Here is a 21,401-nt window from a genome sequence, read left to right as displayed (position 1 = left end):
CTCTAATGGGGTCATTCAGATTTAGCCACCGCCTTGAGTGCCGTCACCTCAGCCGAAGTTAACACCGCAGCGGAATTATCTTGGGAGGCATTTTCTAGAGGCTTAGCATTCAGAGCTGTTTCGTCATCATCTGAGCTCGACTCATAATCTAAATATTCAGGCATCGCGGCGGTAATTTCCGCGCCGAGTAATACTATCATCCACGATAAATACACCCAGACAAAGATAATGGGGATCACGGCTAAAGCACCATAAATCGCTTCATAACTCGGAAACTGAGTGACATACAAAGCAAAGGCTTTTTTACCTAACTCAAACAAGATTGCGGCAACAATCGCCCCTAATAGTGCATGTAGAAACTTCACTTTTTGATTAGGCACCACCATATACAACAGCAAGAATGCCGCAACTGAGAACAGCATGGGCAAACGCTCAAGAAACACGGGCACCACACCCGACAACTGACCGTCAAAGACCTTCAGTGACACCACGTAGGAAGTGGCGACCAAACTGGCCCCCACCAATACCGGGCCCAAAGTGATGACCATCCAATACATAGAAAAAGCCACCACCACTGAACGCTTCTCTTTAGTACGCCAAATGTTATTGAGCGATTTATCAATGGCAGAAATCAGCAAAATGGCAACCACAACTAAGGCCGCAATCCCAACCGCAGTCCCCTTAGAGGCATTGGCCACAAACTCATTGATATACACTTGCACAGTATCGCCAGCGGCGGGTAAAAAATTCTGATAAACGAAACCTTCTATCTGTCCACGTATCCCCTTAAATACCGGAAAAGCTGACAGCATAGACATAGTCACCGCCACCATAGGCACGAGTGACAACAGTGTGACATAGGCTAAATGTCCGGCGCGAATATTGATTTGATCTTCAACTAAACGCCGTCTCAAATGCAGCAGGAAGTGCCAGATCCCGAGGAATAAGGCGCGAATTTGTGCCAGTTCTATCTTCTTAGTCACGGGTTTCTCTTGATTCTGTTGGTATAGACTCGTTATCTTCGTACAATAAACACTTAATTTACAAGTCTAAGGAGTGAATTGATGTCTCAACAAGGATCTGCAGGTAACGTTATTTCTGCTATTGCTAGCCTATTTTTTCCTGGGCTAGGCCAATTATTGCAAGGCCGAATAATGGCCGCACTGTTATTTTTCATTATCACAGTGGTGGGTTATGCCCTCTGGTGGCTGATTGTGCCCGCGGTAATAGGTGCTATCTTTCATCTGTGGAGCATTATCGATGCGGCGCGATTTAAAGCCGATTAATTAATTTCATTCAGCGACGGAACACCCAATGAAAAGACTGATAGCTTCAGGGCTGATTGCCACAAGTCTCCTGCTTAGTGGTTGCCAGAGTGCCTACTACGGCGCAATGGAAAAGGTCGGTTACCATAAACGCGATATTATGGTCGACAGAGTTAAAGATGCGAAAAAATCCCAACAGGATGCTCAAAAAGAGTTCAGCTCAGCCTTAGAAGAAATGCAAGCACTGCTCAATTACAGTGATGGCAACTTAGAAAAAGCCTATAGCAGAGCCAAAGATGAATACGAATCGGCTCAAAGTGCCGCCGACAACGTCAGCAACCGCATCAATAAAGTCGAAGATGTAGCCGAAGCACTGTTCGATGAGTGGCAAAATGAAATTAGCGAGATCAGTAAAGCTAATCTACGCCGCAACAGTGAAGCTAAACTCAAAGAAACGCGCCGCGCCTATGAACAATTGATTAAAAGTATGCGCCGTGCCGAGTCAAAAATGCCGCCGATACTCACCGCCATGAAAGATAATATGCTGTATCTCAAGCATAACTTGAACGCCCAAGCCATTGGTGCGATTAAAAGCGAATTTGCGAGTCTGCAAACCGATATTTCTGGCCTGATTAAAGAGATGAACACCTCGATTAACGAATCGAGCAAATTTATCGAAGCACTCGAAAAATCAAAAAATTAATCCAAATGCCCCACTGAACTCCTAAGCCCTAGCAAAATAAATTGCTGGGGCTTTTTATTCTTTGTGTGACCTCGCCCTATGTCCCTGCAAGCCATACTTTATTTGTGCAAGACTAAAACACTTAGCTTTGTGAGCTATGGCGCGCTTTAATTGATTGATAGCGCGAATCTTAGATCTGACGCACAATTTCACTTATTACTCAAAAACTTATCCTCAGTTCACCACTCAGAGCCTGTACTTGTAACTTATTAGCTGTATTCATCACTATGACTTTTATCGAATCACTCACGCTGATGTTGGCACTCATGTATCTCGCCTCCCTCAGCTATTGGAGCGGCCAGAAATGGGGCGCTGTCGCCACTCTATTGCTCAGTATCGGTGCGGTGGCAATGAGTCTTTATTGGCCACTGGCTCTCGGGCTTCTTATTGCACTACCACTGATGCTACTTGGGCATAAATTTGCGCCTGATGCACTCAAGGGTGAAATTAAAATCAATACCCTTCGTGAAGGGACTCAACATGTCTTAGCGCTATCGCTCTTGCTGGTTGCCATACAATACACAATCAATACCGTACTGCTTAAGCAAGGAATCACACCTTGGCTAATGCGCCCAGACGTAGTCGATGCCTTTTTACCGATTGCGGGTGGCATTGAGCTTAAGGCCATTATCAGCCTAAATTTGTGGGATCAAACCCATCCTGCGGCAGCAGTCATGCTAGCGGCAGTATTACTCACAGGTTTACTCTGCAAGCGGGCATTTTGCGGTTGGGCTTGCCCATTAGGTCTGGCAGGGGAATATCTGTATTCCTTTAGAAAACGCTTTATTAAATCAGAGCTTACACCACCCGCTTGGCTAGATTGGCCACTGCGAATGTTGAAATATCTATTACTCCTAGCACTTTGCTACATAGTCATTGGTATGCCAGCACAATCCATCCCCCATTATCTTGAAGGTAATTATCATAAGATTGCCGACTTGAAGATGGCATTGTTCTTCCTAACACCCAGCCTAATCACGCTACTGGTATTTGCGCTGATCCTCGCTTTAGCGGCATGGCGTCGTCAGGGATTCTGCCGTTACTTGTGTCCCTATGGCGCTATGCTTGGGATCTTAAGCTTTGCAAGCCCATTAAAAATTCGCCGCAATACCCAACACTGCCTTATCGAAGCGAAAGGAATGAAATGTGACAAGTGTACCCGCGCTTGCCCAGCAAACATCATAGTGCACACTAAAACCACGGTTCGCAGTGACGAGTGCCAAGCCTGCATGCGCTGTGTCGCGGCTTGCCCTAAATCCGCCGCCCTCGGCCTTGGACTGAAATCTGGCCACAGGCTCGGTCATAAAGGATTGCTCGCATTAGTGCTTATCGCATTATTTATCCTACCGCTGGGCGCTTACTTAGCAGGTTTCTGGCATAGCCAAACACCAGACAACATCCGCATGGAATTGATCCAAGTGATTAATAGAATTGGGCACTAGAACACGCGACATCACTAGAACACCTAAAATGACACATATGACGGGATCCAATTGCGATGGAATAAAACACTAACGAAATTGAAAAATAGCAGCAGATAAGACTAGAAAACCTCAAAATGGAAACCTTTAGGTACAACTAAAGGTTGACCAACTTAGTAGGAATAATCTGAAAGGATTAAAATAAAATCATATAGAACAGATGCTTAATTGACACAAAATCTAATTACTGGTCTAATTCGCGCGCATTTAATAAAGGAATGTATTAACCAAAGGAATTATTGTGTGAAAAAATCATTATTGATCGCTCTTACTGCTCTGCCATTATTTGCTTATGCTGGCCCATTCGATTCAATCGTTAAATCAGCAACTCAATCTGTCACTGACACAGTGAATGATACGGCGACCAATGCGTTAGACAGCGCAACGAATGAAGCGATTAAAAATACATTCGGCATTAAAGAAGGCTCAACCAAGCAAACAATCACTGAAAAATTAGGTGCGCCTGCTAGCACTTATAATGAAGCGGATCTAGAAGTTTGGGCCTATGATCTTAGTGCGTTAAATGCAGCTTCTCCAATGCTGGCAGAAACCACTAAGACTTTGCTAAAAGATAATGAAGTCGCTCAGAAAAATGTGACTATCAGCTTCAAAGGTGAAAGTGTCAATGCGGTAAAACTGGCAGATAAAGCTAAATCATAAGTTTGACTGCTCACTCGATAGGGCTCTAAGTCCTATCGAGTATCCCGACGTCCTCGGTCGCACTACAGCGATGATAGGCGTCAACAATAAAGCCACTGCAAAGTAATACTATCCAGAAAAGACCTCACGTGCCGTCCAGTGACACACTCAGCTAACGCAATCCAGTAACCTCTCATCAGCAGTCACTGCTAAGCAATACCAACAAGCTTTGCCTGATTTTGAACTCGTGACGACTGCTGTGCTATTATGCGCCATTTCTCAATGTCTGATGATCAAATTAATCGTATGAAGTTAAGTCAATTTCGCAGTGTGTTGTTTCTTTATGTCTCAATGTTATTCATTCTCGCCTGTTTCCGCTTAGCCAATTACATTGCGTATCACGATTATTTTGCGGGAAGTATCGATGTCATGACGATACTGTTCACTTCAGTTAGATTTGATCTAATGACAGCGAGCTATGTGCTGCTATTGCCGACCTTACTCATATTAACCCCAGCAAAGGGGCGAATTGCCTCAATGATAAAAGGAACTGGACTGCAACTAGGTCTAATTATGCTGATGCTATCGACCATCGCACTGATGGGTGATTTCATCTATTTTGGGGTAGTAAACAGACACACATTTAATGATTTGCCTCTACTCATGACAGAGACATCATTTATTATTCCGTTTCTAGTCAAAGATCATCTTGCTCTGACCATATTTAGCTTAGTATTAGTTATTTCAGCCATCCTTTTTTGGCTAAAAAAATGGCGTACCCTTTTCTATGTCGCCAAACCGCATAAATCATTTCTAGCTCAATGTGGTACATTTTTACTCGCATTACCCTTATTGATCCTATGCATGCGCGGATTAGACTTACACGGTAAGCCATTAGGGATTATCGATGCCTATGATAGCCAGAATGAGCAGCAAGCTAATTTGATATTAAATGGCATTTACACAGGGGCCAAAGGAACAGCACAGAGCTACCAACGCACAGATTACAAATATTTCAACGCAGAACAGCTTGCAGCCCGTCTGAACAAAACTGAAGATGAAGCGTATCAATATCCATTTCTCAGTCAATTCCCAGAAAATAGCCCCAATGGCCGTAACTTAGTCATTATTTTAGTTGAAGCATTGAGCTACGCCTATGTCGATGGCTTATCCGGATCAGATTATAGAGTCACACCATTTTTAGATGAATTATCTAAAAAAGCCGAAGTATATGACAATTTTTACGCCGTCGGTCAGCGCAGTAATTTAGGGGTTCAAGCCAGCTTATTCGGCCTACCGCCCCTAGAAAGTGTGGGCTATATTGGTGGTGGTCTCGAATTATCACGCCTCACAAAAATCGGTAATATCGCCCAATCACACGGCTACCAAACCCAAATGCTGCAAAGCTCAAAACGCGATTCCATTCGCCTAGATTCCATCGCTAACTATGCGGGTTTTCAGCAATATTTAGGTCGCAGTGATATCCCCATTACCCGCTCAGATTATCCCGATCCCGATGGTGCTCAATTTGGTTGGGACTATGAAATGCTAATGAAAACACTCGAACTGGCCAATAAAAGTGACAAACCTTTTATCAGTTTTTCATTTACAGGCACCACCCACATGCCATACGTAGAAACACCGAAGCACTTACAGGTTTATCCGTATGGCCAAGATACATTTACAGATTTTTTGAACACAGTTAGATATACAGATGAAGCTCTTAAAGCATTTTTTACAGAAGCTTCAAAGCAGGACTGGTACGAAAATACGACTTTCATGATTTTAGCAGATCATACCTTGTTCAATACGAAAACGCCGGGCTTAGAAAGTGCATTCCATATTCCGTTATGGATTTACCGTCCAGGGCAAAACATAACCCCTAAACGGCATAAAATACTTGCAAGCCAACTAGATATTTTACCTACAGCTTTTGATTTACTCGGTTTTAATAACGAATTCGCATCTGTTGGACGATCACTTTATAGAGACCGAAAACCCTACAGCATAGTAGTAAAAGGGGACTTACTAGGCGCATTTACTAACTCGGGTTCGTTTTTAATTGCGGGAGATAAAATCATATCAGAGAGTGATAGTGCAGATTTTACTCAAAATGATGCTCCTAAGTATGCAGAACAACTAAAACTTGAATTCCAACTATCCCAACAGGCTGTGTTAAATAATACTTGGGCGAAATAATACATTAGGTGAATGCAAAATAATTTTGTCTCACAAAACATACTGCAGATAATGGCTTACATCACTCTCTGCAGTATTTTTAATATATACGTCATAAAATTGATTACAATCAGGCAACAGCTAAACTTTATCGCAGATAATATTCCTATACGGATATTAGGAAAATGGTTTTATGTTCCCCAACGGAGCTAACCTATGCGACCCGACCGACAGCAATTGATCCATTCGTTATTTGACGAATATATTGAGATGTATGCCTCCCGTGATGACAGGCTAACTCGTCGCTTTAGTGATAACTTTAGCGGCTATGCAGGGAGCAGTGACCAGCTTGTCACCAGCAGGGAAGAATGGGTGCGAATCACTCGTCAGGACTTTGCACAAGTGCCTGAGCGAATCCACATCGAAATGTTGGATCTTTCTTTACAAGACCTTGCCGACAACCTCGTGGTTGTGACTGCCTTTTTTCATATCCACTTACCTATCCCTAATCCTATGCTTTCCCGCGAGACAGCACGGCTAGTGTTGATATTTCACCGAGAAAACAACGACTGGATGATTGTCCACAGCGGCATATCCATCCCCTACGGCTTAGCCCACAAAGGGGAAATTTACCCGATCGCGCGATTAGAGGAACGTAACGTCGAACTTGAATCCATGATCACAGCTCGAACCAGTGAACTGGCAGAAGCCAATAGGCAACTTGAAATACTCAGCAATACCGACGGTTTAACCAATATAGGCAATCGCCGCCTATTTGACATGATGTTACAAACAGAGTGGAGTCGAGGACAAAGGAGTAATTCCTCACTGGCCCTCATCATGCTCGATATTGACCACTTTAAACAATTTAACGATCACTATGGCCACCTCGCCGGAGACGATTGCCTTAAACAATTAGCGAGTACACTGTCCCAGTCCGGTCGCAGAGCGGGCGAATTAGTCGCTCGCTACGGGGGCGAAGAATTTGTCATTCTATTACCGAATGTCGACAAACAAACGGTACTCGATACAGCGCAGCATATACATCAGCTGATCCAAGCCATTGCCATTCCGCATGCAAATACCGACCTTGGGATTGTGACAGTGAGCGCAGGCGTCGCCTATCTGCAACCCTCTAACAAACAAAATGCTTTAGAACTCGTTCGCCAAGCGGACGCCGCCCTCTACCGCGCAAAATCCGCTGGGCGCAATTGCATACGGGTGATGGATGAGGACTACTAATACCCATTACTCAATTTATCCCAACAAAAAGCCCTGCACAGTTTCCTATGCAGGGCTTTTTAAACCGATTGACTCACCTTAAGGGCGTGTCACCTGAATTAACAGACTGGCATTAACCGCGGTTAAAGCGCTTACGATCGTTTTCAGTCAAGTGTCTCTTACGAACACGAATGTTCTTAGGCGTTACTTCAACTAATTCATCATCATCGATGAACTCAAGCGCTTGCTCAAGTGTCATTGTGATTGGCGTAGTCAACACTTGGGCTTCGTCAGTACCAGAAGCACGCATGTTGGTCAGCTGCTTACCTTTCAAACAGTTAACTGTCAAATCGTTTGAGCGAGCGTGAATACCAACCACTTGGCCTTCGTATACTTCAGCGGCGTGGCCGATAAAGAGACGACCGCGATCTTGCAGACCAAACAGTGCGAAGGTCAGAGCCTTACCCGTTGCGTTAGAGATCAATACGCCGTTAGCGCGTTGACCGATATCGCCACCTTTGTGCGGACCATAATGGTCGAATGAGTGATAAATTAGACCAGTACCAGAAGTCGCTGTCATAAACTCAGTTTGGAAACCGATTAAACCACGGCTTGGGATGATGAAGTCGATACGTACACGACCTTTACCATCAAGCTGCATGTCTTTCATTTCAGCTTTACGGGTACCTAATTTCTCGATTACTGTGCCTTGATCTTCTTCTTCAACGTCAACAGTCAAGGTTTCAAATGGTTCACACAGTTCACCGTCGATAGTTTTCAGAATAACTTCTGGACGTGATACGGCTAACTCGTAACCTTCACGACGCATGTTTTCAATCAAGATTGATAAATGCAATTCACCACGGCCAGATACACGGAAGCGATCTGGACTTTCTGTTTCTTCAACACGCAGTGCCACGTTGTGGACTAATTCTGTTTGCAGACGCTCCAGAATGTTACGTGAAGTCACATACTTACCTTCTTTACCTGCAAAAGGTGAAGTATTAACTTGGAAAGTCATGGTCAGAGTAGGTTCATCAACAGTCAAAGGTGGCATAGCTTCTACTGCACCAACGGCACAGATAGTGTCAGAAATTTTCAGCTCGCCTAAACCAGTGATAGCAACGATGTCGCCAGCGTTAGCAATTTCAACTTCAGTACGGTCTAGACCCATGTAACCTAATACTTGGCCCATTTTACCGTTACGAGTTTTGCCATCAGCGCCAATAATAGTCACTTGTTGGTTCGTTTTCACGCTACCACGCTTGATGCGGCCGATACCGATAACACCCACGTATGAGTTGTAGTCGATTTGCGAAATTTGCATCTGGAACGCGCCTTCGGCGTCAGCATCTGGGAAAGATACTTTTTCAACGATAGTTTGGAACAGCGGCGTCATATCATCGCTCGCTACATCCGGATCTAAAGTTGCAAAACCGTTTAACGCAGAAGCGTAAACGATCGGGAAATCTAACTGCTCGTCAGTTGCACCTAAGTTATCGAACAGGTCGAATACTTGGTCAATAACCCAATCTGGGCGTGCACCTGGACGGTCAATTTTGTTGATAACAACGATTGGCTTTAAGCCTTGAGCAAACGCTTTCTTCGTTACGAAGCGAGTTTGTGGCATTGGACCGTCAACGGCATCAACCAGCAATAATACTGAGTCAACCATAGACAGAACACGCTCAACCTCACCACCGAAATCGGCGTGGCCTGGGGTATCAACGATGTTAATACGGTAGTCGTTCCACTTGATGGCAGTATTCTTTGCCAGAATCGTGATCCCACGTTCCTTTTCAAGATCGTTGGAGTCCATCACCCGCTCAGTGGCTTCTCCTCGGGTTGCAAGGGTGCCTGACTGTGACAGCAACTTGTCTACCAGGGTCGTTTTGCCATGGTCAACGTGTGCAATAATGGCGATGTTACGTAAATTCTCTAGCACGGATAAACCTCTTACCATCAAACAAAAATAGGGATATTTCAGTAATTCGTTATGGTGATCGAGCTCGATCTACCACAATAAAAAGCGTGCCATTCTACTCCAGAGCGGCCTTGGCGCACAGGATTATTTTTGAACACTTATAAAACAATTCGCCAATCCTTGGGTAATTTCCGCCAATCATCCACTGAATGAAATCCTCTATAGCCAGAGTTAACGCTCTGTTTAATTGCCATATTCGTAGGAAAAATCTGAGTTAAGCAGCTGAATTTGCTATTTTTCGTATTCAATGTTAGCACTGCTAATGTCGATTTAAGCATCAGCAAAATCGACTTAGATACAGAGAAATTACCACGTGAACACACTGCAATAAATTCTGCGGCACACTTAATCTAACGTTCATGTTGGCGTTTACACCCGATGACATTAAGACTCACTTCATTGTCACGGGATACCTTTCTTACGCATCACTGATTTCACTTGGCCTGTGAACAGCAAAGACATTTCGCACATGAGAACGAACTCTTTCCTAATAATATGATAATAAACCACTATTGGATTGATAATGCGTGGCATAGTTGGACAGACTAGCGTGGTTTTATGACAATTATGCGGCGGTTATGCGGTGATAAATAGTCCCGTGCAGTGCTGCAAGTATGTGCGAGCTTCACAGAGGCGGTACTTACTGAGATAGTGAAAGCCAAAGCGTCATTGCCATCTCAGTGCCATATAAGCGGTGCATGTTATCGCTGTGCATCCCAGCTTAAGGTTTGCATGAATCAATTCAGTGCGCACCAAAATGGAGTAATGCACCAAAATGCCACAGACAAAAGCACCATTATGGTGCACACGCGAATCCAATTAAGTGCAACAAAGATTTTAAATCATGTTAATCAGTAAGTTAAATTATTGGCATGGATATCGCTTTATAGCTCGTAAGTTTGGCTCAAGATAAATCACTTGAGTTAAAAGATTATAGAAGGGGCATCCCTTTACCCTACCGGAGGCTTGAGAATGTCAGTTGAATCAGTTTTAAAGCAACTTGAAGAATTAGAAGTTAAGTTCGTTGATTTACGTTTTACCGACACTAAAGGTAAAGAGCAGCACGTATCTATTCCTTCTCATCAGGTAGATGCTGATTTCTTCGAAGACGGCAAAATGTTTGACGGTTCTTCTATCGCAGGTTGGAAGGGCATTAACGAATCAGACATGGTACTGATGCCAGATCCAACGACATTTGTACTGGATCCTTTCACCGAAGAAACCACAGCGCTGATCCGTTGTGACATTCTTGAACCCGGTACTATGACAGGTTACGACCGTGACCCACGCTCAATTGCTAAAAAAGCAGAAGCTTACCTGATCTCTACTGGTATCGCTGATACTGTATTGATTGGACCAGAACCAGAATTCTTCCTATTTGACGATGTCCGTTTCGGTACTGACATGTCAGGTTGTTTCGTTAAGATCGACGCTAAAGAAGCGGCTTGGAACTCAGGCACTAGCTACGAAGGCGGCAACACAGGTCACCGTCCATTTGTTAAAGGCGGTTACTTCCCAGTTGCACCGGTTGACTCATCACAAGACCTACGTAGCGCTATGTGTTTAGTGCTCGAAGAAATGGGCCAAGTGGTTGAAGCGCATCACCACGAAGTGGCGACTGCAGGTCAAAACGAAATCGCCACTCGCTTCAACACCTTGACTAAGAAAGCGGATGAAATCCAAATTCTGAAGTACGTAGTGCACAACATGGCACACGCTTACGGTAAGACTGCGACTTTCATGCCTAAACCCATCGTTGGTGACAACGGTAGCGGCATGCACGTTCACCAATCTCTGGCGAAAGACGGTGTTAACTTGTTCGCTGGCGACAAATACGCAGGTTTAAGTGAAACGGCTCTGTACTACATAGGTGGTATCATCAAGCACGCTCGCGCACTGAACGCTTTCACTAACCCAAGCACTAACTCTTACAAGCGTTTAGTGCCACACTTTGAAGCACCTGTTATGTTGGCCTACTCTGCCCGTAACCGCTCTGCATCAATCCGTATTCCAGTGGTACCAAGCCCTAAAGGCCGTCGTATCGAAGCACGTTTCCCTGACCCACATGCAAACCCATACTTAGGTTTCGCAGCGCTGCTGATGGCGGGTCTTGACGGTATCCAAAACAAGATCCACCCAGGTGAAGCGATGGACAAAGATCTGTACGATCTGCCTCCAGAAGAAGCGGCTGAAATCCCACAAGTGGCAACATCATTAGAAAACGCCCTTGAAAATCTGCAAGCTGACCATGAGTTCCTGACTAAAGGCGGCGTGTTCAGTGAAGATTTCATCCAATCTTATATCGTACTGAAAACAGCAGAAGCTGAGCGCGTAGCACGTACAACTCACCCACTTGAGTTTGAAATGTACTACAGCCTGTAATGGCTAGCGCTATACAACCGGCTCGCTTTATGTAATTTATACAGAAAATATAAAAGCCTCGATAGCAACGCTATCGGGGCTTTTTGTATTTTGAAGGTATATACAACTTTTATTCTGATTCAATCATCGCGTTGTTCTCTAAATAGGCATCATCGCCAACCACTCTTTTATCATTCAGAGAAGGCACGCCAGACACCGCGACAACAGCAACAATAGAGATAGATGGTTAAAAACCGATCTAAACTAAACATGGATGCAGCAGAAAAACCACCTATATAGTCGGAAGTTAACTACCGCGCCATTATTGTTAAGTGTCCACGCTTTATTCAACTAGGCTGGGTATTCTCAGGGGCAAAATCTACCAGTTGGGCAGGTTCGCCTGACTCAAATGACGCAAATGGTAAGCCATCTAACACGCGCTCATTTTTAAATACACGGATTTCAGAATCAGGTAACTGCGTCATCAGTAATGACAAGATAATGTGCATCTTATCCAATGGGCAATGAAGACGAATACTTGCACGTAAGCCCATTGTTCGTACATCCGATTGGCAGGCAATAAATGGACGATTCCGCGTTATCTTAATCAAATGGCGATGCCCATTTTTTATAGGACTCTCGTAAGTTGTCTCTACATTTTTAAAACCAGTAAAGAAAAATGCCCCCAGAGCCATTCCACCTACACCAACCAGCGCTGCTGGGCCTAAAAAGGCCACCCCGACAATACAAACCACCACCCCAAACCAAGCCAGCCCCCGCACTACCGCATAGGCTGCATCCGGAATAGCATCATGATAGGTGGTAACTAACCCCTCGGTGGTGAGCCGATAATGGTACTGCTTGTCTGCAAACCAGAGGTAACGAGCAGATAGGAACATTATTAGGGCCATGATGATTAACCCCATACCCAAGCTAGTATCGCCAGATAACAAATAGCTCCCTATAAGTGCTAAACAGCCACACGGGATCAGGAAGGTTAACCAAAATAGACCATAGACAGTCGCCAACCGAATATCCCACTCATAAAGCGTGGGCGCCTCTCGCACCCGCTGCAGACGCAACTGATAGAGCCGGTCTTGCTCCTCTTGGGGTAATTGCAGGTACTCACTGCGCGGCAGGTCTTCATACCGACTGTCGTCCAACAGTTGTGTCTCTTGCTCTGTCGACGCCGACTGCGGCGCTGCCCTCTTATTCATATAGCTATTCCTTTGCTGTGCCCACGGACTGCACGGTCATCGTTAACCTATCCACACAGCTCGTACTTAATGTCTTCTCACTCTTGACGATCTTGCCGCTATAAGGCCTGTTAGCATCTTGGTGGCAAAGCTGCCACTGATGACACCGAATCTCACGCCAATAACAGGCGCGAAAGAAAGCGTTAGACGGCATGGGTATTCTCAGGGGCGAAATCTGACAGTTGGGCAGGTTCGCCTGACTCAAATGACGCAAATGGTACGCCATCTAACACGCGCTCATTTTTAAATACACGGATTTCAGAATCAGGTAACTGCGTCATCAGTAATGATAAGATGGTGTGCATCTTATCCAATGGGCAATGAAGACGAATGCTTGCGCGTAAGCCCATTGTTCGTACATCCGATTGGCAGGCAATAAATGGACGATTCCGCGTTACCTTAATCAAATGACGATGCCCATTCTTTATAGAACTCTCGTAAGTTGTCTCTATATTTTTAAAACCGGTGAAGAAAAATGCCATCACGGCAAAACTACCCGCGCCGACCAAGGCGGCCGGGCCTAACAACGCCACGCCGACGATGCAAACAACTACCCCAAACCAAGCCAGCCCCCGCACTACCGCGTAGGCGGCATCCGGAATAACGTCATGATAGGTGGTAACCAACCCCTCGGTGGTGAGCCGATAATGGTACTGTTTGTCGGCCAACCAGAGGTAGCGCATAAATGGCCCAAAAATCATCACTATGATGAGAAAATAATACCATTGTTCAAATCCATACCAATATGTCACCAACCCAACTAGAGCCGTAATCCCGCACGGAATAAGGACCATGATCCACCCCATACCATACACAGTCGCCACCCGAATATCCCACTCATAAAGCGTGGGCGCCTCACGCACCCGCTGCTGACGTAGCTTATTGAGCCGGCTTTGCTCCTCTTGGGGTAATTGCAGGTACTCAGTGCGCGGCAGGTCTTCATACCGACTGTCGTCCAACGGTTGCGTCTCTTGCTCTGTCGACGCCGACTGCTGCGGCGCTGCTCTCTTATTCATATAGCTATTCCTTTGCTGTGCCCACGGACTGCACGGTCGTCGTTAACCTACCCACACAGCTTGTACTTAATGTCTTCTCGCCCTTGACGACCTTGCCGCGAAAGGCCTGTCAGCATCTTGGTGGCAAAGCTGCCACTGATGACACCGAATCTCGCGCCAATAATAGGCGCAAGAAAAACGTTAACTGGGCAGGGTATTCTCAGGGGCAAAATCTGACAATTGGACTGGTTCGCCGTCACGGATGCCAACTTTAGAAAGGCCAACTATTCGTTCATTTTTCAATAAAAAGAGTTTCGACCCCGGTAATTGCTTCATCAGTAGCGACAACACTTTATGCATATCTTCGGGATAGCAATAACAGTCGAGATTTGAATAATATCCGAAATAAAACCTGTCTGTATCACACGATATATATGGCCTCTTGTGGGTCACTTTTATCATGTGGGGATGTCCACGCTTGATAGCACTTATTGAGGTGGTTTCTACATTTTTAAAACCAGTAAAGAAAAATGCCATCACGGCAAAACCACCCGCGCCGACCAAGGCGGCCGGGCCTAACAACGCCACGCCGACGATGCAAACAACTACCCCAAACCAAGCCAGCCCCCGCACTACCGCGTAGGCTGCATCCGGAATCGCGTCATGATAGGTAGTAACTAAACCCTCGGTGGTGAGCCGATAATGGTACTGTTTGTCGGCCAACCAGAGGTAGCGCATAAATGGCCCAAAAATCATCACTATGATGAGAAAATAATACCATTGCTCAAATCCATACCAGTATGTCACCAACCCAACTAGAGCCGTAATCCCGCACGGAATAAGGACCATGATCCACCCAATGCCATACACAGTCGCTACCTTAATATCCCACTCATAGAGGGTCGGTGCCTCGCGTACCCGCTGCTGACGCAACTGATAGAGCCGGTCTTGCTCCTCTTGGGGTAATTGCAGGTACTCACTGCGCGGCAGGTCTTCATACCGACTGTCGTCCAACAGTTGTGTCTCTTGCTCTGTCGACGCCGACTGCGGCGCTGCCCTCTTATTCATATAGCTATTCCTTTGCTGTGCCCACGGTACTGCATGGTCATCGTTAACAGCTCGAACTTAATGTCTTCTCACCCTTGACGACCTCGCCGCTAAAGGTCTGTTAGCCTGTATCCAGATAATGGTCGTAATTAGCGCCAATAACAGGCGCGAGAAAAAACGCTAACTGGGCTGAGTATTCTCAGGGGCAAAATCTGACAATTGGACTGGTTCGCCGTCACGGATGCCAACTTTAGAAAGGCCAACTATTCGTTCATTTTTCAATAAAAAGAGTTTCGACCCCAGTAATTGCTTCATCAGTAGCGACAACACTTTATGCATATCTTCGGGATGGCAATAACAGTCGAGATTTGAATAATATCCGAAATAAAACCTGTCTGTATCACAGGATATATATGGCCTCTTGTGGGTCACTTTTATCATGTGGGGATGTCCACGCTTGATAGCACTTATTGAGGTGGTTTCTACATTTTTAAAACCAGTAAAGAAAAATGCCCCCAGAGCCATTCCGCCTGCACCAATCAGCGCTGCTGGGCCTAAAAAGGCCACCCCGACAATACAAACCACCACTCCAAACCAAGCCAGCCCCCGCACTACCGCGTAGGCGGCATCCGGAATCGCGTCATGATAGGTAGTAACTAAACCCTCAGTGGTGAGCCGATAATGGTACTGTTTGTCGGCCAACCAGAGGTAGCGGATAAATGGCGCAAAAATCAGTGCCATGAAAAAAAAACCATACCATTGGTCAGACTCATACCAGTACGCCACCAAGCCAATCAGCACCATTATCCCACAGGAAATAATGACAACGAGCCACCCCATGGCATACACGGTCGCTACCTTAATATCCCACTCATAGAGGGTGGGCGCCTCACGCACCCGCTGCTGACGTAGCTTATTGAGCCGGTCTTGCTCCTCTTGGGGTAATTGCAGGAACTCACTGCGCGGCAGGTCTTCATACCGACTGTCGTCCAACGGTTGCGTCTCTTGCTCTGTCGACGCCGACTGCTGCGGCGCTGCTTTATTGTTCATCCTGTTACCTCTCGGTAGACTCTACTTGTAGCGTGGTCATCGCTAAGCAGTAAATCCAGCCATCCATTTTAAATCAGCAACATAATATGCTCTCGGCCTACCCTCAAGCGAATATTTACTGAAGCAGTTTTAAGGAAAGTAATAAAAGTAGCTAGATGGCCAGTGAGGGAAGTGGAGACTGATTTTAAAGAGTATGTTCAAAACTCATCTGAGTTCTGCGAGGGCACGGCATACAAACCTCAATGATTAATACCAATCGTATTAAATATCTGTTCATTCAGCGGGAGTTCAACGCGCTTTAGACAAGGCGAAGGCTTGAAGGCATAGTGGTGCTCTGTCGAAAGCCTTAAACGCAGTATAAAGCGCGTTGAAACCCGCCCTTCGGGAGCCACACAAGCATCCCACTCCGGTGTTGCATTGACTTAAAAGGGAATACCATTTCTGCGTCAATACGCCTTGGATTGAGATGCTTGTGAGGCTCTGAACTGATGAGATATTTAATGTGATTGGTATAATACTTATCCAAAACAATAGTCGCCGTTAACAACTAGGTTATTGAGGTTGGTTGTATCTCGTTTCTGTTGATGAATAATTGACAGATATAATCATATAGTTAGAATGCCAAGCTGTTGAAACAGAACAGGTTGGCGTCAAATGAAACCTGATCTGGTTCCTTATCACTAACGCTCTCAGTTGATCAAGTGAGTAGATCATACCGAAGCAATGCAGTTTTTCACATATAAACAATGGAGTGGTTATGCGTTGGTTGACTTGGTTGGTCGTGTGCTGTTCTCTCACGGGATGTGCGACGATAACATCGAGGATGGGAGAAGATTCAACTTGGGGTCACTCTTTCTCCAGTGTGCAAACGGCTGTTGATAATGGCGAGGAGTGTATGATTATCTCCGCGTTGGCGGCCCCGCCCTTGCTGCTCTTTACCATCCCGCTGACACTCGTTGATATGAGCAGTGCGTTGATCATCGATACTGTTATGCTACCTGCAGATTTAGCGATCACGCCCAGCGATCCCAAGCTCCACACCCCGCGACCTATGGTCTGCCGCTATGACTACAAGATTTAAGCATGATCGCACCCAATAAATAACCTCAAGTTGCCTGTGTGACGGTGAGTTAACGCCGGCATACGGGAACGACCATGTCGCGGTTTGCCTCCCAGAGTGTTGTGCCTTGTTAGTTGTAATTACGTGGTACAACCTAGCCTAGCAAGCCATTTTAAATCATTTAAGTTAGCGATTTGCTTTAATCACATCAAGTAACAACTTGATATCAGACATATTGTTATAAATATGCGGAGAAATCCGGATCCCCATACTGCGGGCGTCAACACTAATATTCGCGTTCGCCAATGCCGTCATCATTTGATGCTGCTGTTTACCGAACTGCAGAATAAGCGTGCCGCTGCGCTTTTCAGTATCCCGCGGCGACACAAACTCATGGTCGAGCTCTTGTGCCACAGCATCAATCAATTGCTGATTGTATTTACGCAGCAACGGAGTACCTAAACCAGCAAGATAATGAATGCTATGGGTGGCAATGGCATAAGGCGCGATTGATGGTGTCCCTCCCCAAAAGCGCAGTGCGGAATGCTGGTAACGAAAATCATGGATATCAAATTCGAACGGATTCTCGTGGCTAAACCAACCCACATCTTTAGGCTGACAACTCTCCAATATGGCGGGATTAACCCAAAGATAGGCAGCACCAGGGCCGCCGCAGAGCCATTTCACACTCGAGCCGATTAAAAAATCGGGTTGTAGGCGCGCGAGATCCAGCGGAATAATCCCCGCCGATTGCGCTACATCCACTAAGCTCAAACAACCTCGCTCACGGGCTATGGTGAAAATATTAGCTAATGGCGCCTGCTGCCCCGTATTCGAGTAAGCATGACTAACAAACACCAGGTCCACATCGCGGCTGATATGCGCATCCCACACATTAGGGTCGGTGATATCGAGCCCTTTAGGAATAAAACGTACTTCGCAACTGGCAGGCAGCGCTTTTTTAAGGGCAAAACCCATGCTGGGGAAATCAATCTCACTCATTAACACAACGGCGTGTTCGCGGTTCAATCTGTCGAGGGACATGACAATTTTAGTCAGCGCACTGGAAAGATTGACCTGAGGGCAAAAATCCTTTTGGTGGCCGTTAAATAGTTTAGATAAAGCAAAGGTAAAATCATCAATCACACCCAGCCACTGGCCCCAAGGTTCACGCCCCGACTCCTGCCAAGGCGCAAAAAAGGCTTCTTTAAAGACCTGCTCGGTCGATTTTAATGGCCGGCCAACGGAATGGTTTAATAGATATCCTGGACCTGCTAGGTAAAAGTCCTTTTTAAAATCTTCAAACATAGTGTTATCTCAAACTCTCTTTTAGTTTTTTAATATCACAATAACGAGTCCGAATATCGCTGCGCTGAGCGGCGGCGCGTCTATCTCTGAGTCGCTCCAATGAGCCGAGTAGCACATGCAGTGGCGGACCACTCGCGGTAACCTTAGCTAAATGCTGCTGCTCCATACTTGTCGAAGGCTCAGCAATATATTTAGTTACTAACTCATTATGGTGCTGAATCGCAGTCTCGCCATGTAATTCGCAGACTTCAATGAAGAGTCGCAAGTTTTCTTGATACCAATCTTGGGTTGAGCAGTCTTTTGCCAGCAAGAAGTCATCCATCAAATTCGGCCGACGCATGCACTCGCGCAATATCTGTTGATCCTCCGGCATCATGTATAAAAACTTGTCCACCAGCATTTGCGAATAGGAGGCTTCGTTTGCAAAACAAAGACCTAGCGTTAAATCGATGACATTAATCCCCGTAAAATCTCCTGCATTGGCGCCACGATAAATGACCGAGCCCACCCGATAAGGTTTGTAGTAAGGGCGAACACAGTAAAAGAAACGGTCCGTATCTAATCGATTAAATAATTGGGTATTCGACTCAATCACATCCTGTAATGCTTGTTTCGCGACTCGCAGTAAATCGTGACTGATGGGATGGGAAATGCCCAAAGGCTGGATCTTCAATAGCGCATCGGCGGCGCGTTTATAGGCCAAAATGCCTTTAGTGTTGTAATCCACAAACAGCTTTTCGGCGCTCAGATCGGTAAAGCGCTTATAAATGCCATTGTGGGCACGATTGTGCGTGGTTAAATGTGCGGTGGCAAAGCGCGGCGTGACGCCTATTGAAGCGCCAATATGCATGGCGAGCGCAGAAGCCTCAGCTAATGGCGATGTCGTTTCCCGCGAGGGCTCGGTAATTTCATGGCGCCGACAGGCCGCCATATACAAGCCCACATTGCCGAGTAAATCGAAGGCACTGTCGAAACCTTCATCAGTATTCCCCTCATCGAGCAAGGTTTTAATCAACTCTCGCCCTTCGTTCTCCAGCGCCAACTTAGCTTCTGCGCCGAGATCAAGCACATTGGCCCGATCTGTTTGTTGGTAGTAAAGCTGTTCTAGCTCGGAATTGAGTTCCACAAAGCGGCTGCGGATCCAATCATCAAAGGCTTCGGTATTAAAGGTGGCAGGTTTCACGGGCTTATCCTTGAGTATTGTTATCGTTCTTTTAAACGGAGTGAGCTCAAAGCGTTAGCCCAATCCGTAAAACTCGTAACCAGAATGCAACTTATCGCCACGTGTTTCTAGCGTTAGGTCAAATTTCCGAAAAAACTAATGCCATTTTTTATTTACACCATGCGCCAGCGCAATTTTTCAAACACTTTTACTCCGCAGAATGTTCCTGAAGACACTCATCACTCAACTAATAGCTAAGCGGTAGTTCCGCAGAGGTAAATCGGATGATTTTAATGGAATTTATAGTAGTGCTTAGCTGCCTACTGCTAGGTACCCGCTACGGCGGCATGGGACTCGGCCTCATCAGCGGTATTGGCTTATTTTTACTGATTTTTGTTTTCGGTTTAGCGCCGGGACAACCGCCAGTGCAAGTTATGCTAACCATACTTGCAGTCATTGGCTGTGCAGCCGTATTGCAAACCGCGGGGGGATTAGATGTGATGATGCAGTATGCCGAGCGCTTACTGCGCCGTCATCCACAATACATCACAATTCTAGCGCCGCTGACCACGTGGACGCTGACCTTCCTTTGCGGTACTGGCCATGTGGTTTACACCATGTTCCCGATTATTTCCGATATCGCGCTGAAGAAAAATATTCGCCCAGAGCGCCCAATGGCGGTGGCATCTGTCGCCTCGCAAATGGCGATTTGCGCTTCGCCCGTGTCGGTAGCTGTGGTGTCTATGGTGTCAATTCTGGCATCACAACAGGGTGTAGGCCGCGCTTACAATCTGCTCGAAATTTTAATGGTGTCAGTGCCAGCATCGCTTTGCGGTGTCATGGCTGCTGCACTTTGGAGTCTGCGTCGTGGTAAAGATTTAGATAAAGATGAAGAATTTCAAGAACGCATTAAAGATCCAGTCCAAAGAGCCTTTATCTATGACAAGAGCGAAACCCTGTTAAATCAAAAATATCCGAAGGAAGCTTACTGGGCAACGGGGATTTTCTTCACCGCTATCGCTGCTGTGGTACTGTTAGGTTCATTTAGTGAATTGCGTCCCGCCTTTGACGTTAAAGGTAAATCGACCTTGCTCTCGATGAACTTAGTGATCCAGATGATGATGTTAATTGCAGGTGCTTTTATTCTGATGACCTGTAAAGTCAAACCGACTAACATCTCTAACGGTCCCGTTTTTAAAGCGGGCATGGTGGCAATTTTCTCAGTATTTGGTGTGGCGTGGATGAGTGATACTTTCTTCATCAGCCATATGGATGTACTGCAGGAAAACCTGTCCCATGTAGTACAAAGCCAGCCTTGGACCTATGCCTTAGTGCTGTTTCTCATCTCTAAGCTTGTTAATAGCCAAGCGGCAGCACTCACAGCAATCGCACCTATGGGACTCGCCTTAGGGGTCGATCCAAAACTCTTAATCGCCTTCCTCCCTGCAAGCTACGGTTATTTCGTGCTACCAACCTATCCAAGTGATCTGGCCTGTATCGGCTTTGACCGTTCAGGTACGACTAAAATAGGTAAGTTCATTATTAACCACAGCTTTATCATCCCAGGGTTTATAGGTGTAGCGACGGCATCGGCTGTCGGTTATCTACTCGCAACCGCTTTACTCTAACCGCCACAAATAACAAAGGCCGCT

General features: G+C 45.9%; 17 protein-coding genes. 9 read left to right on the top strand and 8 right to left on the bottom strand.

The genetic code is table 11. The annotated features are described in order from the left end of the window. Positions 1-11: 11 nt before the first annotated feature. A complete protein-coding gene (locus L5M38_RS13220; RefSeq protein ID WP_212600263.1) occupies positions 12-983 on the bottom strand; it encodes a virulence factor BrkB family protein in 972 nt (323 codons plus the stop codon). Between the two features lie 81 nt (positions 984-1,064). Between L5M38_RS13220 and L5M38_RS13215 the strand changes: the two genes are divergently transcribed. The 6 genes from L5M38_RS13215 to L5M38_RS13190 all read left to right on the top strand — a co-directional run bounded on the left by L5M38_RS13215 (position 1,065) and on the right by L5M38_RS13190 (position 7,547). Further along, a complete protein-coding gene (locus L5M38_RS13215; protein WP_006079786.1) occupies positions 1,065-1,286 on the top strand; it encodes a hypothetical protein in 222 nt (73 codons plus the stop codon). 28 nt (positions 1,287-1,314) lie between these two features. Next, positions 1,315-1,968: a DUF2959 domain-containing protein gene (locus L5M38_RS13210; RefSeq protein WP_173497437.1), complete on the top strand. Its 654-nt coding sequence runs from the start codon at positions 1,315-1,317 to the stop codon at positions 1,966-1,968. A 266-nt stretch (positions 1,969-2,234) separates the two neighbouring features. Then, positions 2,235-3,449, top strand: coding sequence for a 4Fe-4S binding protein (locus L5M38_RS13205; protein WP_105251123.1), 1,215 nt, complete (start codon positions 2,235-2,237; stop codon positions 3,447-3,449). Between the two features lie 282 nt (positions 3,450-3,731). Further along, entirely contained in the window at positions 3,732-4,148 is a 417-nt protein-coding gene (locus L5M38_RS13200) for a hypothetical protein (RefSeq protein ID WP_105251122.1), read from the top strand. A 516-nt stretch (positions 4,149-4,664) separates the two neighbouring features. Next, a complete protein-coding gene (locus tag L5M38_RS13195; RefSeq protein ID WP_263179389.1) occupies positions 4,665-6,326 on the top strand; it encodes an LTA synthase family protein in 1,662 nt (553 codons plus the stop codon). Positions 6,327-6,521: 195 nt separating this feature from the next. Next, on the top strand, positions 6,522-7,547 hold the full coding sequence (locus L5M38_RS13190; RefSeq protein ID WP_263179387.1) for a GGDEF domain-containing protein: 1,026 nt from the start codon (positions 6,522-6,524) through the stop codon (positions 7,545-7,547). Between the two features lie 112 nt (positions 7,548-7,659). Here L5M38_RS13190 and typA read toward each other — a convergent pair whose 3' ends face one another. Continuing rightward, positions 7,660-9,471: a translational GTPase TypA gene (gene typA / locus L5M38_RS13185; protein WP_105251119.1), complete on the bottom strand. Its 1,812-nt coding sequence runs from the start codon at positions 9,469-9,471 to the stop codon at positions 7,660-7,662. Between the two features lie 1,011 nt (positions 9,472-10,482). Between typA and glnA the strand changes: the two genes are divergently transcribed. Next, positions 10,483-11,892: a glutamate--ammonia ligase gene (gene glnA, locus L5M38_RS13180; protein ID WP_113941334.1), complete on the top strand. Its 1,410-nt coding sequence runs from the start codon at positions 10,483-10,485 to the stop codon at positions 11,890-11,892. Positions 11,893-12,218: 326 nt separating this feature from the next. On the opposite strand, the gene L5M38_RS13175 is transcribed toward glnA, so the two are convergent. The 4 genes from L5M38_RS13175 to L5M38_RS13160 form a co-directional block, all read right to left on the bottom strand. Further along, on the bottom strand, positions 12,219-13,088 hold the full coding sequence (locus tag L5M38_RS13175; protein ID WP_263179386.1) for a hypothetical protein: 870 nt from the start codon (positions 13,086-13,088) through the stop codon (positions 12,219-12,221). Positions 13,089-13,270: 182 nt separating this feature from the next. Then, entirely contained in the window at positions 13,271-14,143 is an 873-nt protein-coding gene (locus L5M38_RS13170; RefSeq protein WP_263168765.1) for a hypothetical protein, read from the bottom strand. A 180-nt stretch (positions 14,144-14,323) separates the two neighbouring features. Next, positions 14,324-15,190 (bottom strand): hypothetical protein, encoded by an 867-nt coding sequence (locus L5M38_RS13165; RefSeq protein WP_263179384.1) that lies wholly within the window; start codon positions 15,188-15,190, stop codon positions 14,324-14,326. 159 nt (positions 15,191-15,349) lie between these two features. Then, entirely contained in the window at positions 15,350-16,219 is an 870-nt protein-coding gene (locus tag L5M38_RS13160) for a hypothetical protein (protein ID WP_263179383.1), read from the bottom strand. A gap of 757 nt (positions 16,220-16,976) precedes the next feature. Here L5M38_RS13160 and L5M38_RS13155 point away from each other — a divergent pair. Continuing rightward, a complete protein-coding gene (locus tag L5M38_RS13155; protein ID WP_105251113.1) occupies positions 16,977-17,300 on the top strand; it encodes a YceK/YidQ family lipoprotein in 324 nt (107 codons plus the stop codon). 165 nt (positions 17,301-17,465) lie between these two features. Here the strand turns inward: L5M38_RS13155 and L5M38_RS13150 are convergent, their stop codons facing one another. Further along, positions 17,466-18,587 (bottom strand): aminotransferase class V-fold PLP-dependent enzyme, encoded by a 1,122-nt coding sequence (locus L5M38_RS13150; protein ID WP_263179382.1) that lies wholly within the window; start codon positions 18,585-18,587, stop codon positions 17,466-17,468. Between the two features lie 4 nt (positions 18,588-18,591). After that, positions 18,592-19,770 (bottom strand): PrnB family protein, encoded by a 1,179-nt coding sequence (locus tag L5M38_RS13145; RefSeq protein WP_263179380.1) that lies wholly within the window; start codon positions 19,768-19,770, stop codon positions 18,592-18,594. A 263-nt stretch (positions 19,771-20,033) separates the two neighbouring features. Here L5M38_RS13145 and L5M38_RS13140 point away from each other — a divergent pair, with 263 nt between their 5' ends. Further along, positions 20,034-21,377: an anaerobic C4-dicarboxylate transporter gene (locus tag L5M38_RS13140; protein WP_105251110.1), complete on the top strand. Its 1,344-nt coding sequence runs from the start codon at positions 20,034-20,036 to the stop codon at positions 21,375-21,377. Positions 21,378-21,401: the final 24 nt, after the last annotated feature.

Source organism: Shewanella sp. SM101 (assembly GCF_025654465.1).
Lineage (GTDB): Bacteria > Pseudomonadota > Gammaproteobacteria > Enterobacterales > Shewanellaceae > Shewanella > Shewanella oncorhynchi.
The sequence above is the reverse complement of the archived record's forward strand: the minus strand, read 5'-3'. Positions and strand labels throughout refer to the sequence as shown.